This is a genomic window from Thauera sp., from assembly GCF_034003485.1.
Taxonomy (GTDB): domain Bacteria; phylum Pseudomonadota; class Gammaproteobacteria; order Burkholderiales; family Rhodocyclaceae; genus Thauera.
In genome coordinates this window covers 38,468-56,536 of record NZ_JAVEYL010000025.1, presented here as the reverse complement: position 1 = coordinate 56,536, position 18,069 = coordinate 38,468, and the positions used below count along the sequence as shown (strand labels likewise).

The 18,069-nt window shown below is 67.7% G+C and carries 10 protein-coding genes and 1 pseudogene; 4 read left to right on the top strand and 7 right to left on the bottom strand.

The annotated features are described in order from the left end of the window. Positions 1–227: pseudogene (locus RBT54_RS14045) on the top strand (phosphomethylpyrimidine synthase ThiC); the annotation flags it as partial. A gap of 187 nt (positions 228–414) precedes the next feature. Next, on the top strand, positions 415–1,512 hold the full coding sequence (locus RBT54_RS14040) for an NAD(P)-dependent alcohol dehydrogenase (protein ID WP_320367695.1): 1,098 nt from the start codon (positions 415–417) through the stop codon (positions 1,510–1,512). A gap of 71 nt (positions 1,513–1,583) precedes the next feature. On the opposite strand, the gene RBT54_RS14035 is transcribed toward RBT54_RS14040, so the two are convergent. The 5 genes from RBT54_RS14035 to RBT54_RS14015 all read right to left on the bottom strand — a co-directional run bounded on the left by RBT54_RS14035 (position 1,584) and on the right by RBT54_RS14015 (position 11,237). Then, the gene (locus RBT54_RS14035; RefSeq protein WP_320367694.1) at positions 1,584–3,617 is read right to left on the bottom strand and encodes a sigma-54-dependent Fis family transcriptional regulator; all 2,034 of its coding nucleotides are present in this window, start codon (positions 3,615–3,617) and stop codon (positions 1,584–1,586) included. 385 nt (positions 3,618–4,002) lie between these two features. Further along, the gene (locus RBT54_RS14030) at positions 4,003–6,015 is read right to left on the bottom strand and encodes an AMP-binding protein (protein WP_320367693.1); all 2,013 of its coding nucleotides are present in this window, start codon (positions 6,013–6,015) and stop codon (positions 4,003–4,005) included. A 208-nt stretch (positions 6,016–6,223) separates the two neighbouring features. After that, complete coding sequence (locus RBT54_RS14025; protein ID WP_320367692.1) at positions 6,224–6,727, bottom strand: acetone carboxylase subunit gamma; 504 nt, start codon at positions 6,725–6,727, stop codon at positions 6,224–6,226. 23 nt (positions 6,728–6,750) lie between these two features. Then, positions 6,751–9,075 carry a hydantoinase B/oxoprolinase family protein gene (locus tag RBT54_RS14020; RefSeq protein WP_320367691.1) on the bottom strand — a complete coding sequence of 775 codons (2,325 nt, stop codon included), beginning with the start codon at positions 9,073–9,075 and terminating at the stop codon, positions 6,751–6,753. Positions 9,076–9,086: 11 nt separating this feature from the next. After that, positions 9,087–11,237, bottom strand: a complete 2,151-nt coding sequence (locus RBT54_RS14015) for a hydantoinase/oxoprolinase family protein (protein WP_320367690.1) — start codon at positions 11,235–11,237, stop codon at positions 9,087–9,089. A gap of 335 nt (positions 11,238–11,572) precedes the next feature. On the opposite strand from RBT54_RS14015, the gene RBT54_RS14010 reads away from it, so the two are divergent. Beyond that, positions 11,573–14,875 (top strand): DEAD/DEAH box helicase, encoded by a 3,303-nt coding sequence (locus RBT54_RS14010; protein ID WP_320367689.1) that lies wholly within the window; start codon positions 11,573–11,575, stop codon positions 14,873–14,875. Positions 14,876–14,983: 108 nt separating this feature from the next. On the opposite strand, the gene RBT54_RS14005 is transcribed toward RBT54_RS14010, so the two are convergent. Both RBT54_RS14005 and crcB read right to left on the bottom strand, forming a co-directional pair. After that, positions 14,984–15,649, bottom strand: a complete 666-nt coding sequence (locus tag RBT54_RS14005; RefSeq protein ID WP_320367688.1) for an OmpA family protein — start codon at positions 15,647–15,649, stop codon at positions 14,984–14,986. A gap of 123 nt (positions 15,650–15,772) precedes the next feature. Beyond that, positions 15,773–16,156 carry a fluoride efflux transporter CrcB gene (crcB, locus tag RBT54_RS14000; protein ID WP_320367697.1) on the bottom strand — a complete coding sequence of 128 codons (384 nt, stop codon included), beginning with the start codon at positions 16,154–16,156 and terminating at the stop codon, positions 15,773–15,775. Between the two features lie 172 nt (positions 16,157–16,328). Here crcB and RBT54_RS13995 point away from each other — a divergent pair, with 172 nt between their 5' ends. After that, positions 16,329–18,068 (top strand): glutamine--tRNA ligase/YqeY domain fusion protein, encoded by a 1,740-nt coding sequence (locus RBT54_RS13995; protein ID WP_320367687.1) that lies wholly within the window; start codon positions 16,329–16,331, stop codon positions 18,066–18,068. The last annotated feature ends 1 nt before the right edge of the window (position 18,069 follow it).

Below are 18,069 nucleotides of genomic sequence, written 5' to 3'. Positions count from 1 at the left end.
ACAAGGCGAAGGAATTCCACGACGAGACCCTGCCCAAGGACTCGGCCAAGGTGGCGCACTTCTGCTCGATGTGCGGCCCGCACTTCTGCTCGATGAAGATCACCCAGGACGTGCGCGACTTCGCCGCGCAGCAGGGCATCGACGAAGCCGAGGCGCTGAAGAAGGGCATGGAGGTGAAGGCGGTGGAGTTCGTCAAGAGCGGCGCCGAGGTGTACCGCAACGTGTAAGCCTCATCGGGCACCACATCCGAAAAAACGGGCCCGAGGGGCCCGTTCTCATTGAACGGTCCCACCCCGAAGCAAAGCGCAAGGTGTTGACCTCGATCTGTTGACCTCGATCACTCGAATGTCGGCGTCGCGGGCTAGACTATCCAGGTAGTGAAGTCGTCCTCAGGTTTCCCAATGGAGAGTCGCCATGCCCATGATGAAAGCCACCGTCTTCGTCGCCCCAGGTCGCATCGAACTGGTCGACAAGCCCATCCCCGAGATCGGCCCGAACGACGCGCTGATCCGGATCACCACGACCACGATCTGTGGCACCGACGTTCATATCCTGAAGGGCGAATACCCGGTCAAAGCCGGCCTGACCATCGGCCATGAGCCGGTCGGCGTGATCGAGAAGCTCGGCAGCGCAGTGCAAGGCTACACCGAGGGCCAGCGCGTCATCGCCGGCGCGATCTGCCCGAACTTCAACTCCTACGCCGCACAGGACGGCGCGCCCTCACAGGACGGCAGCTACCTGATCCCGTCCGGCCAGTGCGGCGGCCACGGCTACAAGGCCACCGCCGGCTGGCGCTTCGGCAACCTGATCGACGGCACCCAGGCCGAATACGTGCTGGTACCCGACGCTCAGGCCAACCTCGCACCGATTCCCGACGGTCTCACCGACGAACAGGTCCTGATGTGCCCGGACATCATGTCCACCGGCTTCAAGGGCGCGGAGAACGCCAACATCCGCCTCGGCGACACCGTGGCGGTTTTCGCCCAGGGTCCGATCGGCCTGTGCGCCACCGCCGGCGCGCGGCTGATGGGGGCGACCACGGTGATCGCGGTCGATGGCAATCCGCACCGCCTCGGCATCTCGAAGGTGATGGGCGCGGACGTCACGCTCAATTTCCACGACTGCGATGTCGTCGAGGAAATCATGAAGCTCACCGGCGGCCGCGGCGTCGATTCCGCGATCGAGGCGCTGGGCACGCAGGGCACCTTCGAGTCGGCATTACGCGTCCTGAAGCCGGGCGGCACGCTGTCCAGCCTCGGCGTGTATTCGTCCGACCTGACGATTCCGGTGTCGGCCTTCGCGGCCGGCCTCGGCGACCACCGCATCAACACCGCGCTCTGTCCGGGCGGCAAGGAACGCATGCGCCGGCTGATGAACGTGGTCGCGTCGAGCCGAGTCGATCTCGGCGTGCTGGTCACCCACACCTACAAGCTCGACGACATCGTCGCCGCCTACGACTTGTTCGCCAACCAGCGCGATGGCGTGCTGAAGGTGGCAATCAAGCCAAACTGAACGCCCGCCTCCGAATGGGCGAAGCAGCGGTCGGGCGGGGTGCCCGACCGCTTTTCCTCCCGCGCAGCCTGCTAGCCGCTTCGGATCCGGCTGATGTCGGACTCCAGACCGTACTGCTTCACCTTCTGATACAAGGTGCTCTTGGCGATGTCGAGTTCGCGCGCGGCCTGTGTCAGATTGCCCCGGGTGGCAGCGATGGCGCAACGGATCAGTTCCACCTCGCCGGTAGCGATGCTGCGCACGGCAGGTGCGGCCCCGGCAGACTGCGCCGGACCTGGGCCCGGTACGCCCTGCGCCATCGCCAGCTCGGGCGGCAGGGCATCGAGGCCCAGGCAATCGCCCTCACCCATCAGCACCATGCTCTCGATCACGTTGCGCAGTTCGCGCACGTTGCCCGGCCAGGCGTAGGCATCCAGGGCCGCCAGCAGCGCATTGTCGAGCCTGCGCGGGCCAAGGCCATGGCGGTCGCGGAACAACTCGACAAAGTGCGCGGCGAGCAAGCGCACGTCGCCGCGGCGCTCGCGCAGCGAAGGGATGCGAATCGAGGTCACCGCCACGCGATAATAGAAATCCATGCGGAAGCGGCCGGCCGCCACCTCCTGCCGCAGGTCGCGGTGGGTGGCCGCGATCAGGCGGAAATTGACCTTGCGCGGCGTGTTTTCGCCGAGTCGGTAGATCTCGCCTTGCTCCAGCACGCGAAGGAGGTGCGGCTGCAGGTCGAGCGGCATCTCGCCGATCTCGTCGAGGAACAGCGTGCCGCCATCCGCGGCCTCGATCTTGCCGACCAGGCCGCCCTTGCGCGCACCGGTGAACGCGCCCTCGACATAGCCAAACAGCTCACTCGCCAGCAGCTCGCGCGACAGGCCACCGCAGTTCAACGCCACATAGGGGCCGTCGTGAAAAGGGCTGGCCTTGTGGATGCCCTGCGCGAACTCCTCCTTCCCGACGCCGGTTTCGCCCAGCAGCAGCACCGGTACGCGCGAGCGCGCGAGCTGGTCGGCCTTACGCAGCGCGTCGCACAGGCCCGCATCCGCGGTGACGATCGAGGCGAAGCCGGCCGGCACCTCGGCCGAGCGCAGGCCAGGCGCGACCGCTGGCGCGCCAGCCAGGTCACGCACCGGCTCGCCTGCCCGCGCACGGCCGAGCCGCGGCAAGGGCACGATCAGCAGGGTGCCCAGACGCTCACCGCGGCTACTCACCGGCACCAGCCAGTCGGCGCGCAGCCAGGGCGGCGGGGGCTGGCCCTCGCCATCCAGGGCGAGGGCCGCGATGCGGCGTGGCGCGGCAAGATCGAGATCGGCGCCGAAGGCGGCAATGGCGGCCTGCGCGTTCTCGTTGGCCTTGATCGGATAGCCGCGGCGGTCGAACAGCACGATGCCGTCAGTGCCGCCGGCCCAGTACGGCAGCGCCGCCTCGAGCAGGCGGTAGCGGCGCTCCATCTCGAGCATGGTCAGCCGGCTCTCGATGCGGCTCGCGGTGGTGACGACCAGCGCCAGGCTCTGCCGACTGTAGGTTTCCGACAGGCCGGACACATCCACCACGCCGAGGATCTCGCCGTCGTGGGGATGGCGGATCACGGTCGCCGAGCAGGTCCAGCGCTTGATGCCGGCGCAGTAGTGCTCGGCGGAATGGATCTGCACCGGCTGGCCGACCGCCAGCGCGGTACCTATGGCATTGGTGCCGCAGATGCGCTCGCTCCAGGACACGCCTGGCAGCAGGTGGATGGACTCGGCCGAGCCCAGCGTGGGGTTGTCGCCCTCCATCGTCAGGATGGTCGAGCTGGTATCGGCCAGCGCCATCACCGTGCCGGTTTGGGCGAGGAAATCGCGCGCACAGGCCATGATGGGCGCGCTCGCCTGCAGCAGTTCGCTATGGCGCAGCTTCATCGACGCCAGCGTGGCCTCGGCCACGGGCGGTGGTGCGCGGCGCTTTTCGGGATCGACGTTGAGCTGCTGGCAGCGCTGCCATGAACCGTCGATCAGGCCGCGCAGCGCATCGGACGCCCCTCCTCCGCCATCGAGAAATCGCTCCCATGCGGCCATGACTTCGGCATCATTGCCGGGATCGGAAAACATCTGCCCGTCGGGCGTATGTGATGCGTTCAAGTCTCTCCTCCTCGCGAAACGCGACACGGCGGGTCGCTGTGTGCGACCGGAGGGTTGAGCCCCTGTCAGTTCTGCCGCATCGGTTCCGATGTGCTGCTGTCGCCACGAATGAGGCGACAGTCCGGCGCGATACCTTGCCAGACCGCGGCGGACCCATCGCACCTCGACTTGAAGCATAGCAAAGGGAATGCCAAGAACCCCACTGGGCTCAGGGGGTCGGCAAGACAGTCGCCACAGCCGGCAGACTCGGGCCCTGCGGAGGCATCGCCGTGTGGCCGAGCCGGAAGATGAGCACGGGCGGACGAGCGCCCAGCCGACGACCGTCCGATTTTCGTACGGCCGCCGCGCGGACGGCGTTCGAAAACCGGACGGCTCACCCGACGATTCAGACGACGGCCCCAGCCGGCTCCACGCAGGCATGGATGGCATCCAGCGCGGCGGGGTCCTCCAGCGCGCTGAGGTCGCCCAGGGGTGCGCCGAGGTAGGCGGCGCGCACCAGGCGGCGCAGGATCTTGCCGTTGCGCGTGCGCGGCAGCGCCGTCGTGTAATGCACCCGTGCCGGCGCCAACGCCTTGCCCAGGCACTCGGCGACATGCTCGCGCAGTACGCGCTCGCGCTCTGCCCACGCCTCGGGGCGTGCGCCCCCTGCCGCGGCCGCCAGCGTAACGAAGCACACCGCCGCCTCCCCCTTCACCGGGTCCGGCACGCCGATCGCGACCGCCTCCCTGACCAGCGGATGGCCGACCAGTGCCGACTCGTACTCGGCCGGGCCGACGCGCTTGCCGGCGATCTTGAGCGTGTCGTCGCTGCGCCCCTCGATGAACCAGTGGCCGTCCGCATCCACCCGCGCCCAGTCGCCATGCACCCAGATGCCCTCAAAGCGCGACCAGTAGGTGTCGAGGTAGCGTGCGTCGTCCTGCCAGAAGCCGGCGGCCATGCCCGGCCACGGCGCCCGCAGCACGAGCTCACCGACCTGCGTGGCAGCGCCACGGTCGGTGACCGGACCGGCACGCAGGCTGCGTCCGGCGGCGTCGACCACGTCGGCCGCCATGCCTGGAATCGGCCCGGCAAAGCCGCAAGGCTTCTGCGGCAGGCCGGGAAAGCAGGCGAGAATGCCGCCGCCAATCTCGGTGCCGCCCGAGTAGTTGATGATCGGCGTCCGCCCCTCGCCGACGTGCTCGAACAGCCAGCGCCACGGCGCCTCGTTCCACGGCTCGCCCGTGGAGCCGAACACGCGCAGGCTGGCGAGCGCGCCCGCTGCCGGCAGCCCCGCCTCGCCCTCGCCCATCAGCAGGCGCGCAAGCGTGGGCGACAGTCCGAGGTGGGTGAGGCGATGGCGCTCGACGAGTTGCCACAGCCGATCGGGCCGCGGGTGGTCGGGCGTACCCTCGAACAGCATCAGTGCCGCCCCGCGCAGCAGCGCGCCGAACACCAGCCAGGGCCCCATCATCCAGCCCATATCGGTGATCCAGCCGATGCGCTCGCCGGCCTTCACGTCGAAGGCCATCATCATGTCCTGCGCCGCCTTCAGCGGAAAGCCGGCGTGGGTGTGGACCACGCCTTTCGGTCGCCCGGTGGTGCCCGAGGTGTAGAGGATCAACAGCGGCGCATCGGCCCCATGCGCGGCGGCGCCAGCCTGGGGCGCACTGCGCGCGACGAGACGCCGGTAGTCGATCTCGCTCATGCGGGCTGCGGCGCCGGGCGACGCCGGCTGCACACCGCCGTCGCGTGCCACCACCAACACCTGCGCGATCGAGGCACTGCGCGCGGCCGCAAGCCGCGCCTCGGCGAGCATGTCCACGCGCCGGCCGCGGCGCAGGTAGGCGTCGGCGCACACCAGCAGCTTCGCGCCCGCATCCTGCAGCCGGCTCGCCACCGCGTCGGCCCCGTAGCCCGAGAACAGCGGCATGGCGATGGCGCCGAGGCGGGCGCAGGCGAGCAGCACGACCGCCGCTTCCGGCACCATCGGCAGGTAGATCGCGACCCGGTCGCCATGCCCGATACCCAGGCCGGCGAGCCCGGTGGCGAGCCGGCGCGCCTCATCATCGAGTTCGGCATAGCGGTAGCACCGCGTGCTGCCGTCATCGCCCTCCCACGACAGCGCCGAGCGCTCGGGGTCTTCGCGCGCGACGCGCCCGACGAGGTTGTCATACAGATCGAGCTCGCCGCCGTCGAACCAGCGCGGCCACGCTGGGCCGGCGCTGCGGTCGAGCACCCGGCGGTAGGGCCGCGTCCAGCTCAGCTCGAGGGCCTCGGCGACCTCGGCCCAGAAGCGCTCCGGCTCCTCGGTGGCGCAGGCATGGAGGCCGGCGAGATCGACGTGACCGTAATCGCGGATGAAGCGGGCGAGCGCGGTGTCTTCCCAGCGGCAGCCGCTGGCGAGGACGTGTTCCGACATGTCTGTCCCCTCCCGCGGCTCAGGCCGCCTCCACAATGAGTTCGATCGCCTGCGCGCACGCGGCGCCGGCCTTGCCTTTCCATGCCATGCGGCCAGGCCCCTGATGGACGAGCGCCTTCATCATCTTGTCTTCTCCGTAAAAAATGCCCCCGGGCCCGGGGGTTGAACAGCGGGCCGCGGTAGCCCACGACCCGGGGGGAAGCCTGCCTCAGTCGGCGCGCTCCGGCACCGGCAGGCCAACCCATTCCTTGTAGAAGGCCTCGATGTCTGGCTCGAAGTCATGGATCACCGGGTACCACGGCGTGGGCGCCTCGACATCGTGCATCGTGCCGCAGGTGGGGCAGTAGTACTCGCGGTACACCTGCCACTGCGTGTCCGGCGCCATCAGCTTCGGATACACCTCGGTCATCGCCTCCTCGGTGTCGCGCACGTAAAGGGCGGCGTGCAGCTTCCAGTTCTCGCGGTAGTCGCCGAACACGTGGCCGCAGTCGCACTGGGTGACCCACTGCTTCCGCGCGTTCTGCACGATGTAGAGGTGTGGCCCGAGCGGCAGCACGATGCGCTCCTTGAAGCTCACTTTGGCCTGCAGCGCCGCCAGGTACTGCTCGAAGCGGCTGTTGTCCTTGGGCATGGAGAGCATGCGGAAGGTGGTGTCCCAGTCGAGGCTGCCTTCCACGAGGTGGGCGACCTGCTCATTGGTGTAGGTGCTCATGGTCTGTCTCCTTGATTCCTTGATTACTCTTCGACCTGGACGACGGTGGTCACGTCGGGCAGCAGCGAGAGGTCCATGCGGTGCTTGGCGCCGTAGGACGGCACGCCCAGCTCTTCTTCCAGCAGCTGCCAGTCGTCCGGCAGGCTCCAGAAGTCCTTGAACTGACGGGTGAACTTCTCGGACAGGGCGAAGCTGGTGGCGAACATGTGGCGTACCTGGACGGCGGCGTGCTTGTTGAGGATGCGTTCGCGCTCCTCCTTCATCCATTCGCGCGTTGGCAGGGCACGGGCCAGGCGCTCCTTGCGCACCTCGGCGCGGCGGGCCTGGGTCTTCGCCGCATCCACGGTGAATACGCCCTTGGCGTCCTGGGTGAAGACCGCGCCGTAGACCTTCTGCGCGTATTCCGGCAGCAGGAACTTCTGGTTGAGGTCGTTCTCGATCGCCTTCGGCTCGCGGTCGAGCGGATCGCCGAAGCCGGGGCCGCCGCGCAGGTAGTTCAGGTACAGGTCGTGGTTGGCGTAGCAGTCCTCGGTGGTGATGCACTGCTTGTCGCGCTTGACCACCGCGGTGGCGTCGATGTGGCGTTCGTAGTCCGGAGCGGACGGATCGAGATCACCGCCCAGCGGCAGCGAGTCGCCGATCGCGATGCGCTTCTCGAGCCCGGTCTTGTGGGCCTCGAAGCGATAGCCGGTGGCCGACGGGTAGCCGCCCATCATGCCCCAGTCGCTGTTCATGAAGCCGTTGCCCATGAAGAACATCGTCCAGTCCTGGGCGTTCCAGACCATGCGCAGGGTCTCGAAGCCGCAGCCGCCGCGGTACTTGCCGTAGCCGCCGGAGTTGGCCTTGACGTTGCGGCCCAGATACAGGAGCGGCTCGGCCATCTCCCAGATCTCGATGTCGCCCATGTCGCCTTCGGGGTTCCAGATCGCCGCGGCGTGGTTCAGGCCGTCCTTCACCGCGCAGGCGCCGGTGCCACAGCTCGATGCCTCGAAGCTGTTCACCGCGTGGATCTCGCCGTCCTGGTTGATGCCTCCGCCCTGCAGCCAGTTGGAGGTGTTGGCGTTGCCGGCATTGACCTCTTCCAGGTAGCCGCGGCTGAAGTAGGACTGGGAGAGGCCACGCCACAGCGCCGCCCAGCCCGAGACGAGGAAGTGCCAGGCGTAGGCGTGGCCGGTGCGGCGGTCGTCCGGGTTGCACCAGGTGCCCTTGGGCAGACGGAACTCGGTGGCAAAATAGGCGCCGTCGTTGATGCGCTGGGTGGGCACCAGGGTCTGGCACATCATCACCCAGATGCCGGAGGTAAAGGCGACCTGGTGGGCGTTGAAGGTGTGCCAGCCCCAGCGGCTCGCGCCTTCGAAGTCCAGCCGCCACTTGCCGTCCGGGCGGATCGTCATCTCGCACGGCGAGTGCATGATCGAGTCGAGCTTGGCGAAAGCGTTGGACACCTGTACGTCCTCGTGCTTGTAGGGCACATCGACGAAGGACACCTTGCGGTACTTGCCCGGCAGCGTCATCGCCTTGATGCGGCTCATCAGGCCGCGGCGGCCTTCCTCGATGACTTCGAAGGCGAACTTCTCGTAGGCCTCGATGCCGTCGGCACGGATCACTTCCTCGACCAGTTCGCGGATCATGTGGCAGCCGGCGATGCGGGTCTTCTCGTCGAGGATCCAGTACTTGGGCGTACGCACCGAGCGCTGCGATTCGTGCAGCCAGTCGCGCAGCGGCTCGTCTTTGATGCCGGTCTTGCGGCAGGTGATCATGTAGCCGTCACCGAAGCGCTGCGTCTGGCCGGTGGACATCGAGCCCGGCGTCACCGCGCCGGTGTCGATCACGTGGGTGACGCCGCCGACCCAGCCGATCAGCCGACCTTCCCAGAAGATCGGGACGATCGTCGCGATGTCGCAGGGGTGAACGTTGCCGATCGCGCAGTCGTTGGTCGTGAACATGTCACCGGGGTTGATGCCAGGGTTGCCCTCCCAGTTGTTCTCGATCATGTACTTGATCGCAGCGCCCATCGTGCCGACGTGAATGATGATGCCGGTCGACGTCAGCACGCAGTCGCCCGCGGCGTTGTACAGCGTGAAGCACAGCTCGCCCTCCTGCTCGACGATCGGGCTGGCGGCGATCTTCTTCGCCGTTTCGCGCGCGTGCACCAGGCCGCCGCGCAGCTTGGAGAACAGCTTCTCGTAGCCGATCGGGTCGCTGTCGCGGAACGCCAGTTTCTCCAGCCCGTTGTAATGGCCGCTGGCCTGGGTCCGCTCGATGATGCCGTCGCGGAACTGCTTGAGCGTCTGGCCGTTCTTGAGCAGGTCGGCAAAGCCGACTTCCTTGCTTGTCATCATGTTCATGTCGGGTCTCCTCACTTCACTTCTTTGAGATGGAAAAGGCGGTGCTTGTCGACCCGGGTCTCGAAGCCGTCGGGCACGACGAAGGTGGTGGCGTCGGATTCGATGATCGCGGGGCCGACGATGTGGTTGCCGGCCTTGAGGGCCTCCATCTTCCACAGCACGGCATCGACCCACTTCTTGTGGCGGTAGAACGGACGGGTGCCGAGGCAGGCCTCCTTCGGCGGCGTCGGGCCGCAGTCGACGTCTTCCGGCAGCACCGGCTTCTGCGTCACCACCATGCCGCGCAGGATCGCGCCGGTGACCGAGAAGCCCAGTTCCGGCGAACGCGCCGAGTTCGCATAGACGCGACCGTAGGTGTTCTCGAAGGCCTCGATGATCTGCTCCCAGTCGGCCGCAGTCGCCGCGGTCGACACCGGCGACACGATCTCGAGGTCGTTGAGCTGCCCCATGTACTGCATCTTGTAGCCGGGGATCAGCAGCACGTCTTCCGGCTTGTAGCCGTTGATGACGAACTCGTCGATGACCTTCACCGCCAGCTCTTCCCACGCTTCCTGCAGGCTCGCGCAAGCCGCCGCCTTGTCCGCGTCGGCTGCGAACTGGGCGACGCCGAGGTCCACCGACTTGTCGTAGCGATACTCGAAATCGGCGCAGGCGCAGCCGAAGGCCGAGAAGCCCGCCGCCCAGGCCGGCACCACCACGTCCTTGAAGCCCACCCCTTCGGTGTATCCATAGGTGTGCACCGGGCCGGCGCCCCCGTAGGAGAAGCAGGTAAAGTCGGCCGGGTTGTAGCCCTTGGCGCTGATGTTGGCGCGCAGGTACTCGGACAGCGTGAGGTCGAGCAGCTCGATGACGCCGGCGGCGGCATCCTCCACCGACAGGCCCAGCGGGTCGGCGATCTGCGCCTTGATGTGGTCGCGCGCGCGCTGCACGTCGAGCTTGATCGCGCCGCCGAGGAAGTTCTCCGGATTCAGGTAGCCGAGCACCACATGGCAGTCGGACACGGTGACGGTATCCAGCCCGCTCTCCGGCCAGCAGGTGCCGACGCGGTAGCCGGCGCTATCGGGACCCAGCTTGATCGACTTGCTGTAGGGATCCAGGCGCACGAAGCTGCCGGCGCCCGCGCCCACCGAGTCCATCGCCACCAGCGGCAGCGACAGCACCAGGCGGGCCATGTCGGGGTCGGACTTGATGGCGAAGTTGCCCTTGGTGATCAGCGCCACGTCGAAGCTGGTGCCGCCGATATCGGAGCAGGCGATGTTCTCGTCGCCCAGCGCCTCGCCGAGCAGCTTGGAGCCGATGACGCCGCCGATCGGGCCGGAGACGATGGTGCGGGCCAGCTCCTTGGCCTTCCAGCTGATGGTGCCGCCGTGGGTAGCCATCACCCGCAGGTCGAACTTGGCGCCGTGCTTCTTGAAGCGGTCGCTCACCTTCTTGAGGGTCTGGCGCGAGGGCTCGGCGCCGTAAGCTTCCAGGATGGTGGTGTTCATGCGGTGGCTTTCCTTGCGCGACGGGTAGTAGTCCACCGAGGCGAACACAGGGATATCGACGCCGAGCCGCTGCAACTCGTCCTTCACCAGGTCGCGCGCACGCTGCTCGCTGATCTCGTTCTTGTGCGACTGCAGCAGGCAGATCACGATCGCCTGCGAGCCGGCCTCGACCAGTTCGCGGGCGGCCTGGCGAACCTCGTCCTCGCGCAGCGGAATCACGACCTTGCCCTGCACATCGGTGCGCTCGGTCACGCCGCGGGTGCGCGACACCGGCACCAGGGGCTCGTCGTAGCGGTGGGTGTTCAGATGGATGCGGTCCTCCAGCGCATAGCCGAGATAGCTCTGCAGCGCGCGGCCCATGGAGTGGATCTGCTCGAAGCCGCGGTTGCAGATCAGGCCGACGTCGAGGCCCTTGCGGCTCAGGATGCGGTTGAGCATCGCGGTGCCGGAATAGACGCAGGTCGCCAGCTCCGGATAGACCTCGTCGACGTCACGCCCCCAGTGGGCGAGCGCGTCCTGCGAGGAATTGAAGATGGCGAGCGATTCGTCCGCCGGATTGCTCTGCGCCTTGCCGACGACGAAGCGGCCGTCGTCGCGCACGAAGAAGGTGTCGGTCATCGTGCCGCCGGCATCGATGCCCATCACCTGTACGCGTGCTGCGGTCTGTACTTGCATGGTTGTCTCCGTTCCTTCTGGTTGGATGAACGCCTGGTGCATCTGGCACCGAAGGATTCATTGCAACCACCGTGCCACCGTGGCGGCTGTGCACCGCAGCACGCCTCCAAGGCTCACCAAAACGGCGCGGAAGGGCTTGAAACGCCGCGTCGCAACATGAAGATCCGCAGAGAAGCGGCGACCGGAAACGATATGGAGTCCGGTTTTCGGACGTTCGGAACGGCTTCCTGGCGGATCGTGGAGCCCCGGGATATCGGCGTCTGCCGGCGTACTGCGCGCGCAGGAACGTGTAGACTTCCGGGTTTTGCCCGCGCGTGCGCCCTCTCGATCCGCCCATGACCCCGCTCGACCGCTTCACCCAGGATGACCTGATCGCCCAACTCGGCATGGAAACCGTCGCCAAGGGCCTCGGCTATCTGAGCCGGGTGAGCGCGCTGTCGTGCGATGGCAGTTCGGTGTCGGCGCTGGTCAAGGGACGGCAGCGCACACCCTACGACGTGCTGGCCGACGTCATCGACAAGGGCGAGCGGCCAACCCTGGTCAGCGAATGCACCTGCCCGATGGGCTATGACTGCAAGCACGTGGCGGCGATGATGCTGTTGCTGCTGCACCAGCGCCGCCGACCGGACCGACCGCGCGAGCAGGTGCTGGCCTGGGTGGAAGGCTTTCGCCATGCCGCCACCGCGCTGAGCCCGACCGCCGGACGCACACGCAAGCCCGCCGCCAGCGTCCATGCGCTGCGCTATGTGATCGAAGCCGACGGCTACAACGGAGATCTGCGCGTCGCCTGTTACAAGGTGCGCCTCGATCAGCACGGGCAGATCCGCCAGCGCGAGAGCTGGAGCAACATCGAGCGTGCGCTGCAGGCACCGCCGGCCTTCGTCGATGAGACCGACCTCGAGATCCTGCGCCTGCTGTGGGCGCACCGCCCACGCGGCCGCGCCGTCACCGGCGACGGGCTGCCACTGGACGGACGCAACAGCGTCGAGCTGATGATCAAGCTGCTCGCCAGCGAGCGCATGCATCTGGCCAGCCTCGCCACTCCAATACTGCGCGCCGGTGAGCCGCGTGTGGGCACGCCCGACTGGACCCTGACCGCCGACGGCCTGCGTGCGCCGGTACTCAGGGTAGAGCCCGCCGCCGAGCGCATCCTGCCCCTGCTCCCGCCCTGGTACGTGGACACCGCGAAGTCCGAGGCTGGCCCGATCACGCTGGAGGTGCCTGCCGAGCTCGTGCAGCGCCTGTTATGGCTGCCGCCGCTGACCCAGGCCGAATCCGAGCTCGTCGCCGCGACCCTGACCGAAGTGGCGCCCACCCTGCCTGTCCCCACCCAGCGCGGCGAGCCCCCGATCGAAGTCGGCGGCGTGCCGGTACCGGTGCTGCGGCTCGCCACCCTGCCGGTCCATCACGTGCGCTTTCGCAGCTACGCGGCTTACGGCACCTACGAATTCGACTTCGCCCTGCTCGCCTTCCGCTACGGCCCGGTCACCGTCGAAGCCGGCGACGGCAGGCTCTTCCACCCCCTGGCCGACGGCCGCAGCGCCCGCCTGACCCGCGACGAAGGCGCCGAACGCGCCGCCGCACAGAAGCTCACCGCGGTCGGCTTCACCCGCGTGCCGCTGGGCGCGGTGCAGGCGAGCTTCGGCATGCTGCCGCCCGAGGCCCTCGGCCTGGCGAGCGAAGCGGCGTGGCCGGGCTTCATGTCCGACACCCTGCCGGCACTGCGCGAAGAAGGCTGGGTCGTGGAGTTTCCCAACGACTTCCGCCACCACGCGATCGACATCGACGAGCTCATGCTCGACATCGACGAGGGCGAGGACGGCTGGCTGGGCCTGTCGCCCGGCATCGAGGTCGACGGCAAGGCCTTGCCGCTCGCGCCGCTGCTCTCCGGCCTGTTCGCGCAGGATGCGCGCTGGCTGTCGGGGCGGCTCGACGACATCGCCGACAACGAGGCGCTGATCCTCGAGGACGATACGCTCGGCCGCCTGCGCATCAGCGCCGCGCGCCTGAAGCCGCTGGTGCGCGCACTGGTCGATCTGTTCGATCGCCCTGACCAGGACCTGCGCCTGTCGAAACTCGACGCCACCCGCCTCGCCGACCTAGACCTGCCGGGGCGCGGCAGTGCGCGCGTTGCCGAGATCGCCGCTCGCCTGCGCAACGCCGAAGGCATCCAGGCCGTCACCACGCCCAAGGGCTTTCGCGCGGAATTGCGCCCCTACCAGCTCGAAGGCCTGGCCTGGCTGCAGCACCTGGTACGCCACGACCTCGCCGGCATCCTTGCCGACGACATGGGCCTGGGCAAGACCGCGCAGGCGCTCGCCCACCTGCTCACCGAGAAGCAGGCCGGCCGGCTCGATGTGCCCGCGCTGGTGATCCTGCCGACCTCGCTGGTGTTCAACTGGCAGGCCGAGGCCGAGCGCTTCGCCCCCGACCTGAAGGTGCTGAACCTGCACGGCTCCGATCGCCACGCCCGCTTCGACGAACTGGACGCGGGCGACGCCAGCGGCGAGAAGGTGGACGTCGCGCTCACCACCTACCCGCTGCTGTGGCGCGACGCCGAGGCGTTGCAGGCGCGCGAGTGGAGCCTGTTGATCCTCGACGAGGCGCAGACGGTGAAGAACGCCGCCAGCAAGGCGGCGCAGGTGATCCGCCGGTTGAAGGCCCGTCATCGGCTGGGCCTCACCGGCACACCGCTGGAAAACCACCTCGGCGAGCTGTGGGCGCAGTTCGACTTCCTGCTGCCGGGCTTTCTCGGCACCCATAAGCAGTTCACCCAGACCTGGCGCACGCCGATCGAGAAACACGGCGACAGCGTGCGCCGCGACCTGCTCGCCGCCCGCCTGCGCCCCTTCATCCTGCGCCGGCGCAAGGAAGACGTCGCCACCGAGTTGCCGCCGAAGACCATCATCGTGCGCAGCGTCGGGCTGGAGGGCAGCCAGCGCGACCTCTACGAGACGGTGCGCGCGGCAATGGACGAGAAGGTGCGCGCCGAGATCGCCGGCAAGGGCTTCGCGCGCAGCCAGATCGTGATCCTCGACGCGCTGCTCAAGCTGCGCCAGGTGTGCTGCGACCCGCGCCTGTTGAAGTCGCCCGCCGCCGCGCGCGTCAAGGAGCGCGCCAAGCTCGACATGCTGATGGACATGCTGCCCGAACTGATCGACGAGGGCCGCCGCATCCTGCTGTTCTCGCAATTCACCAGCATGCTGAGCCTGATCGCCGCCGAACTCGACCGCGCGAAGATCGGCTGGGTGGCGCTGACCGGCGACACGCGCGATCGCCGCATCCCGGTGGAAGACTTCCAGAAGGGCCGGGTGCCGGTGTTCCTGATCAGCCTCAAGGCCGGCGGCGTCGGCCTCAACCTCACCGCCGCCGACACCGTGATCCACTACGACCCGTGGTGGAACCCGGCGGCCGAGAACCAGGCCACCGACCGCGCCCACCGCATCGGCCAGGACAAGCCGGTGTTCGTGTTCAAGCTGGTGTGCGCGGGCAGCATCGAGGAGAAGATCCTCGCCCTGCAGGAGAAGAAGGCGGCGCTGGCCGAGAGCGTGCTGTCGGAAGACGCAAACGCGCTGGCGAAATTCGGCGAGTCGGACATCGCGGCGCTGCTGGCACCACTGCCTGCGCCGGCACGCTGACCGCAGGCGGCATGGCACAGTCTCCGCCGGAGCGGGAGACACGCCGTCCGCAGCAACAAAAAACCCGGCACGGGACAACCCCGGCCGGGCTTGCAGTTAAGCGAGGTATTACCGTGCCGGTTCGGCGATGAAGATCTCGACGCGGCGGTTCATCGCACGGCCAGACGCCGTCGAGTTGTCCGCAACCGGCTGCCGCGAGCCGCGACCGTCGACCGCGATGCGCTGGGCCGAGACGCCGCGCTGCACCAGATAATCGCGGGTGGACGCAGCGCGGTTGATCGACAGCGGGTCGTTGACCGCATCGGAGCCGGTGCTGTCGGTGTGGCCGACGATGGTCACCGTGGTCACCGGGTGCTGGTTCAGCGTGGAGGCGAGGCGGTCGAGCACCGGGCGCATGTTGGGCTTGATCGCGTAGCGGCCGACGTCGAAGGAGACGTCTGCGGGGATGTCCACCTTGAGCTGGTTGTCGGTGGTCTGGCTGATGCCGATGCCGGTGCCAGCCGTCGCCTGCTCCATCTCGGCCCGCTGCTTCTGCATGTTCTGCGACCACAGGTAGCCGCCGCCCGCGCCCAGTGCAGCACCAATCGCGGCCCCGGTCGCGGCGCTCTTGCCCTTGTTGCCGCCGGCGGTCGCCGCGCCGATCAGGCCACCGGCGATCGCACCGATGCCGGCGCCCATGCCGGTGTCACGCTGGGTCTCGTTCATGTTGGCACAGCCGCTGAGGCCCGCCATCGAGAGCGAGATTGCGGAAAGGGTGACGATGATTTTTTTCATGTTTTTTACCTCCGTTGCGTTTCGAGTCTGCGGGTGCCGACAAAGTATGCGTGTGCAACGTCTTTACTCTAGCCCATCGGAGTGAAACAGAAAATGACACTGCTGCCCGCAAAGCGCCGCGATTCATGCCCGCAGCGCGTTGAAAAGGGTAAAACCTGCCCACGTCATCAGCACCGAGCCGACCACATGCAAGACCAGGTGGGCACCCAGCCAGCCGATCGCACCGCGCTGCAGCAGATGGAAGGCCTCGGCGGAAAAGGTCGAGAAGGTGGTCAGCCCGCCGAGCAGACCGGTGGTGAGCAGCAACTTCAACGCGGGCGACATCGCCGGCCAGGCCTGCACCGCAGCCAGCGCCACCCCCATCAACAGGCCGCCGAGCAGGTTCGCCACCAGCGTGCCGAGCGGCACCAGCGCGAACACCGGGTTCAGCCACACCCCGAGCCCCCAGCGCAGCCAGGCCCCGCAGGCCGCCCCCGCCCCCACCGCTGCAAACGCCGCCAGATTCACCAGTCCGCCCCCCCGCACGCAGGTCGAATCACCGCCGCCCTCTCTTGATCGATCAGTACCGCGATTCTAACCGCGCCGGCCGTCGCCTCCGAGCCGTCGGAGCGGATCGGCTACAATCACGGCATCCCGCATCTGGCCCGCCAGGGCCGTCCACACCCGATCCGCACATCCGATGAAACCCGAAAAAAACGTCGCCACCGAAGCCCCTGTCCTAGTTGCCTCCAACTTCATCCGCAACATCATCGACGAGGACATCCGCACGGCGAAATGGGCGGGGCGCGTCGAGACGCGCTTCCCGCCCGAGCCCAACGGCTACCTGCACTACGGTCACGCCAAGTCAATCTGCCTGAACTTCGGGCTGGCCGAAGCCTACGGTGGCGTCTGCCACATGCGCTTCGACGACACCAACCCCGAGAAGGAAGAGCAGGAGTACGTCGACGCCATCATCGAGGCGGTGCAGTGGCTCGGCTTCGAGTGGGGCGAGCACCTGTATTTCGCCTCCGATTACTTCGACAAGATGTACGCCTGCGCGGTGAGCCTGATCAAGGCCGGCAAGGCCTACGTCGACTCGCAGTCGGCCGAGGAGATGCGCGCCAACCGCGGCACGCTGACCGAAGCCGGCAAGGACAGCCCCTTCCGCAACCGCAGCGTCGACGAGAACCTCGCGTTGTTCGCCGGCATGCGCGCCGGCGAATTTGCCGAGGGCACGCACATCCTGCGCGCCAGGGTCGACATGGCGAGCCCCAACATCAACCTGCGCGACCCGGCGATCTACCGCATCCGCCACGCCACCCACCATCGCACTGGCGACGCCTGGCACATCTATCCGATGTACACCTTCGCCCACCCGATCGAGGATGCGATCGAGAACATCACCCACTCGGTGTGCACGCTCGAGTTCGAGGACCAGCGCCCGTTCTACGACTGGCTGCTCGACGCGCTCGCTACCGAAGGCCACTTCCCGCGCCCGCTGCCGCAGCAGATCGAGTTCGCCCGCCTCAACCTCACCTACGTCGTGCTCTCGAAGCGCAAGCTGATCCAGCTCGTGAACGAAGGCCACGTCGCCGGCTGGGACGACCCGCGCCTGCCCACGCTGATCGGCGCGCGCCGCCGCGGCTTCACCGCCGCGGGCTTCCGCCGCTTCGCCGAGCGCATCGGCGTATCGAAGGCCGACTCGTGGATCGACATGAGCGTGCTGGAAGAATGCATGCGCGACGACCTCAACGAGGCCGCCGAGCGCCGCGTGGCGGTGCTCGATCCGCTGAAGCTGGTCATCACCAACTACGCTGAAGGCGCCTCCGAACTGTGCCAGGCGCCCAACCATCCCTTGAAGCCCGAGCTGGGAAAACGCGACATGCCGTTTTCGCGCGAGCTGTGGATCGAGCGCGAGGACTTCATGGAAGCGCCGGTCAAGGGCTTCCACCGCCTCTACCCGGGCAACATGGTGCGCCTGCGCTACGGCTTCGTCGTCAAATGCACCGGCTGCGAGAAGGACGCCGCCGGCAACATCACCGCGGTGCTCGCCGAGTACATGCCCGATTCGAAATCCGGCACCCCCGGGGCCGACAACTACAAGGTCAAGGGCAACCTGCACTGGGTGTCGGCGGCGCACGGCTTTGAAACCGAGGTCCGCATCTACGACCGCCTCTTCGCCCATCCCCACCCCGGTCAGCGCCGCGAGGGCGACGCACCCGACTTCGAGCGCGACTTCCTCACCGACATCAACCCGGACAGCAAGCGCATCATCACCGCATACCTGGAGCCCGCGCTCAAGGACGCGCGACCCGAAGACCACTTCCAGTTCGAACGCCACGGCTACTTCGTCGCCGACCGCGTTGATTCGAAGCCCGGCGCGCCGGTGTTCAACCGCACGGTCACGCTGAAGGATTCGTGGGCGAAGGGCGGGAAGTAGG

Bases quoted from the DNA above. Each gene is read 5' to 3' on its own strand.
- RBT54_RS14010 (WP_320367689.1), top strand. From the start codon at position 11,573: ATGACCCCGCTCGACCGCTTCACCCAGGATGACCTGATCGCCCAACTC.
- RBT54_RS14005 (WP_320367688.1), bottom strand. From the start codon at position 15,649: ATGAAAAAAATCATCGTCACCCTTTCCGCAATCTCGCTCTCGATGGCG.
- RBT54_RS13995 (WP_320367687.1), top strand. From the start codon at position 16,329: ATGAAACCCGAAAAAAACGTCGCCACCGAAGCCCCTGTCCTAGTTGCC.
- RBT54_RS14020 (WP_320367691.1), bottom strand. From the start codon at position 9,075: ATGAACATGATGACAAGCAAGGAAGTCGGCTTTGCCGACCTGCTCAAG.
- RBT54_RS14040 (WP_320367695.1), top strand. From the start codon at position 415: ATGCCCATGATGAAAGCCACCGTCTTCGTCGCCCCAGGTCGCATCGAA.
- RBT54_RS14030 (WP_320367693.1), bottom strand. From the start codon at position 6,015: ATGTCGGAACACGTCCTCGCCAGCGGCTGCCGCTGGGAAGACACCGCG.
- RBT54_RS14015 (WP_320367690.1), bottom strand. From the start codon at position 11,237: ATGCAAGTACAGACCGCAGCACGCGTACAGGTGATGGGCATCGATGCC.
- RBT54_RS14025 (WP_320367692.1), bottom strand. From the start codon at position 6,727: ATGAGCACCTACACCAATGAGCAGGTCGCCCACCTCGTGGAAGGCAGC.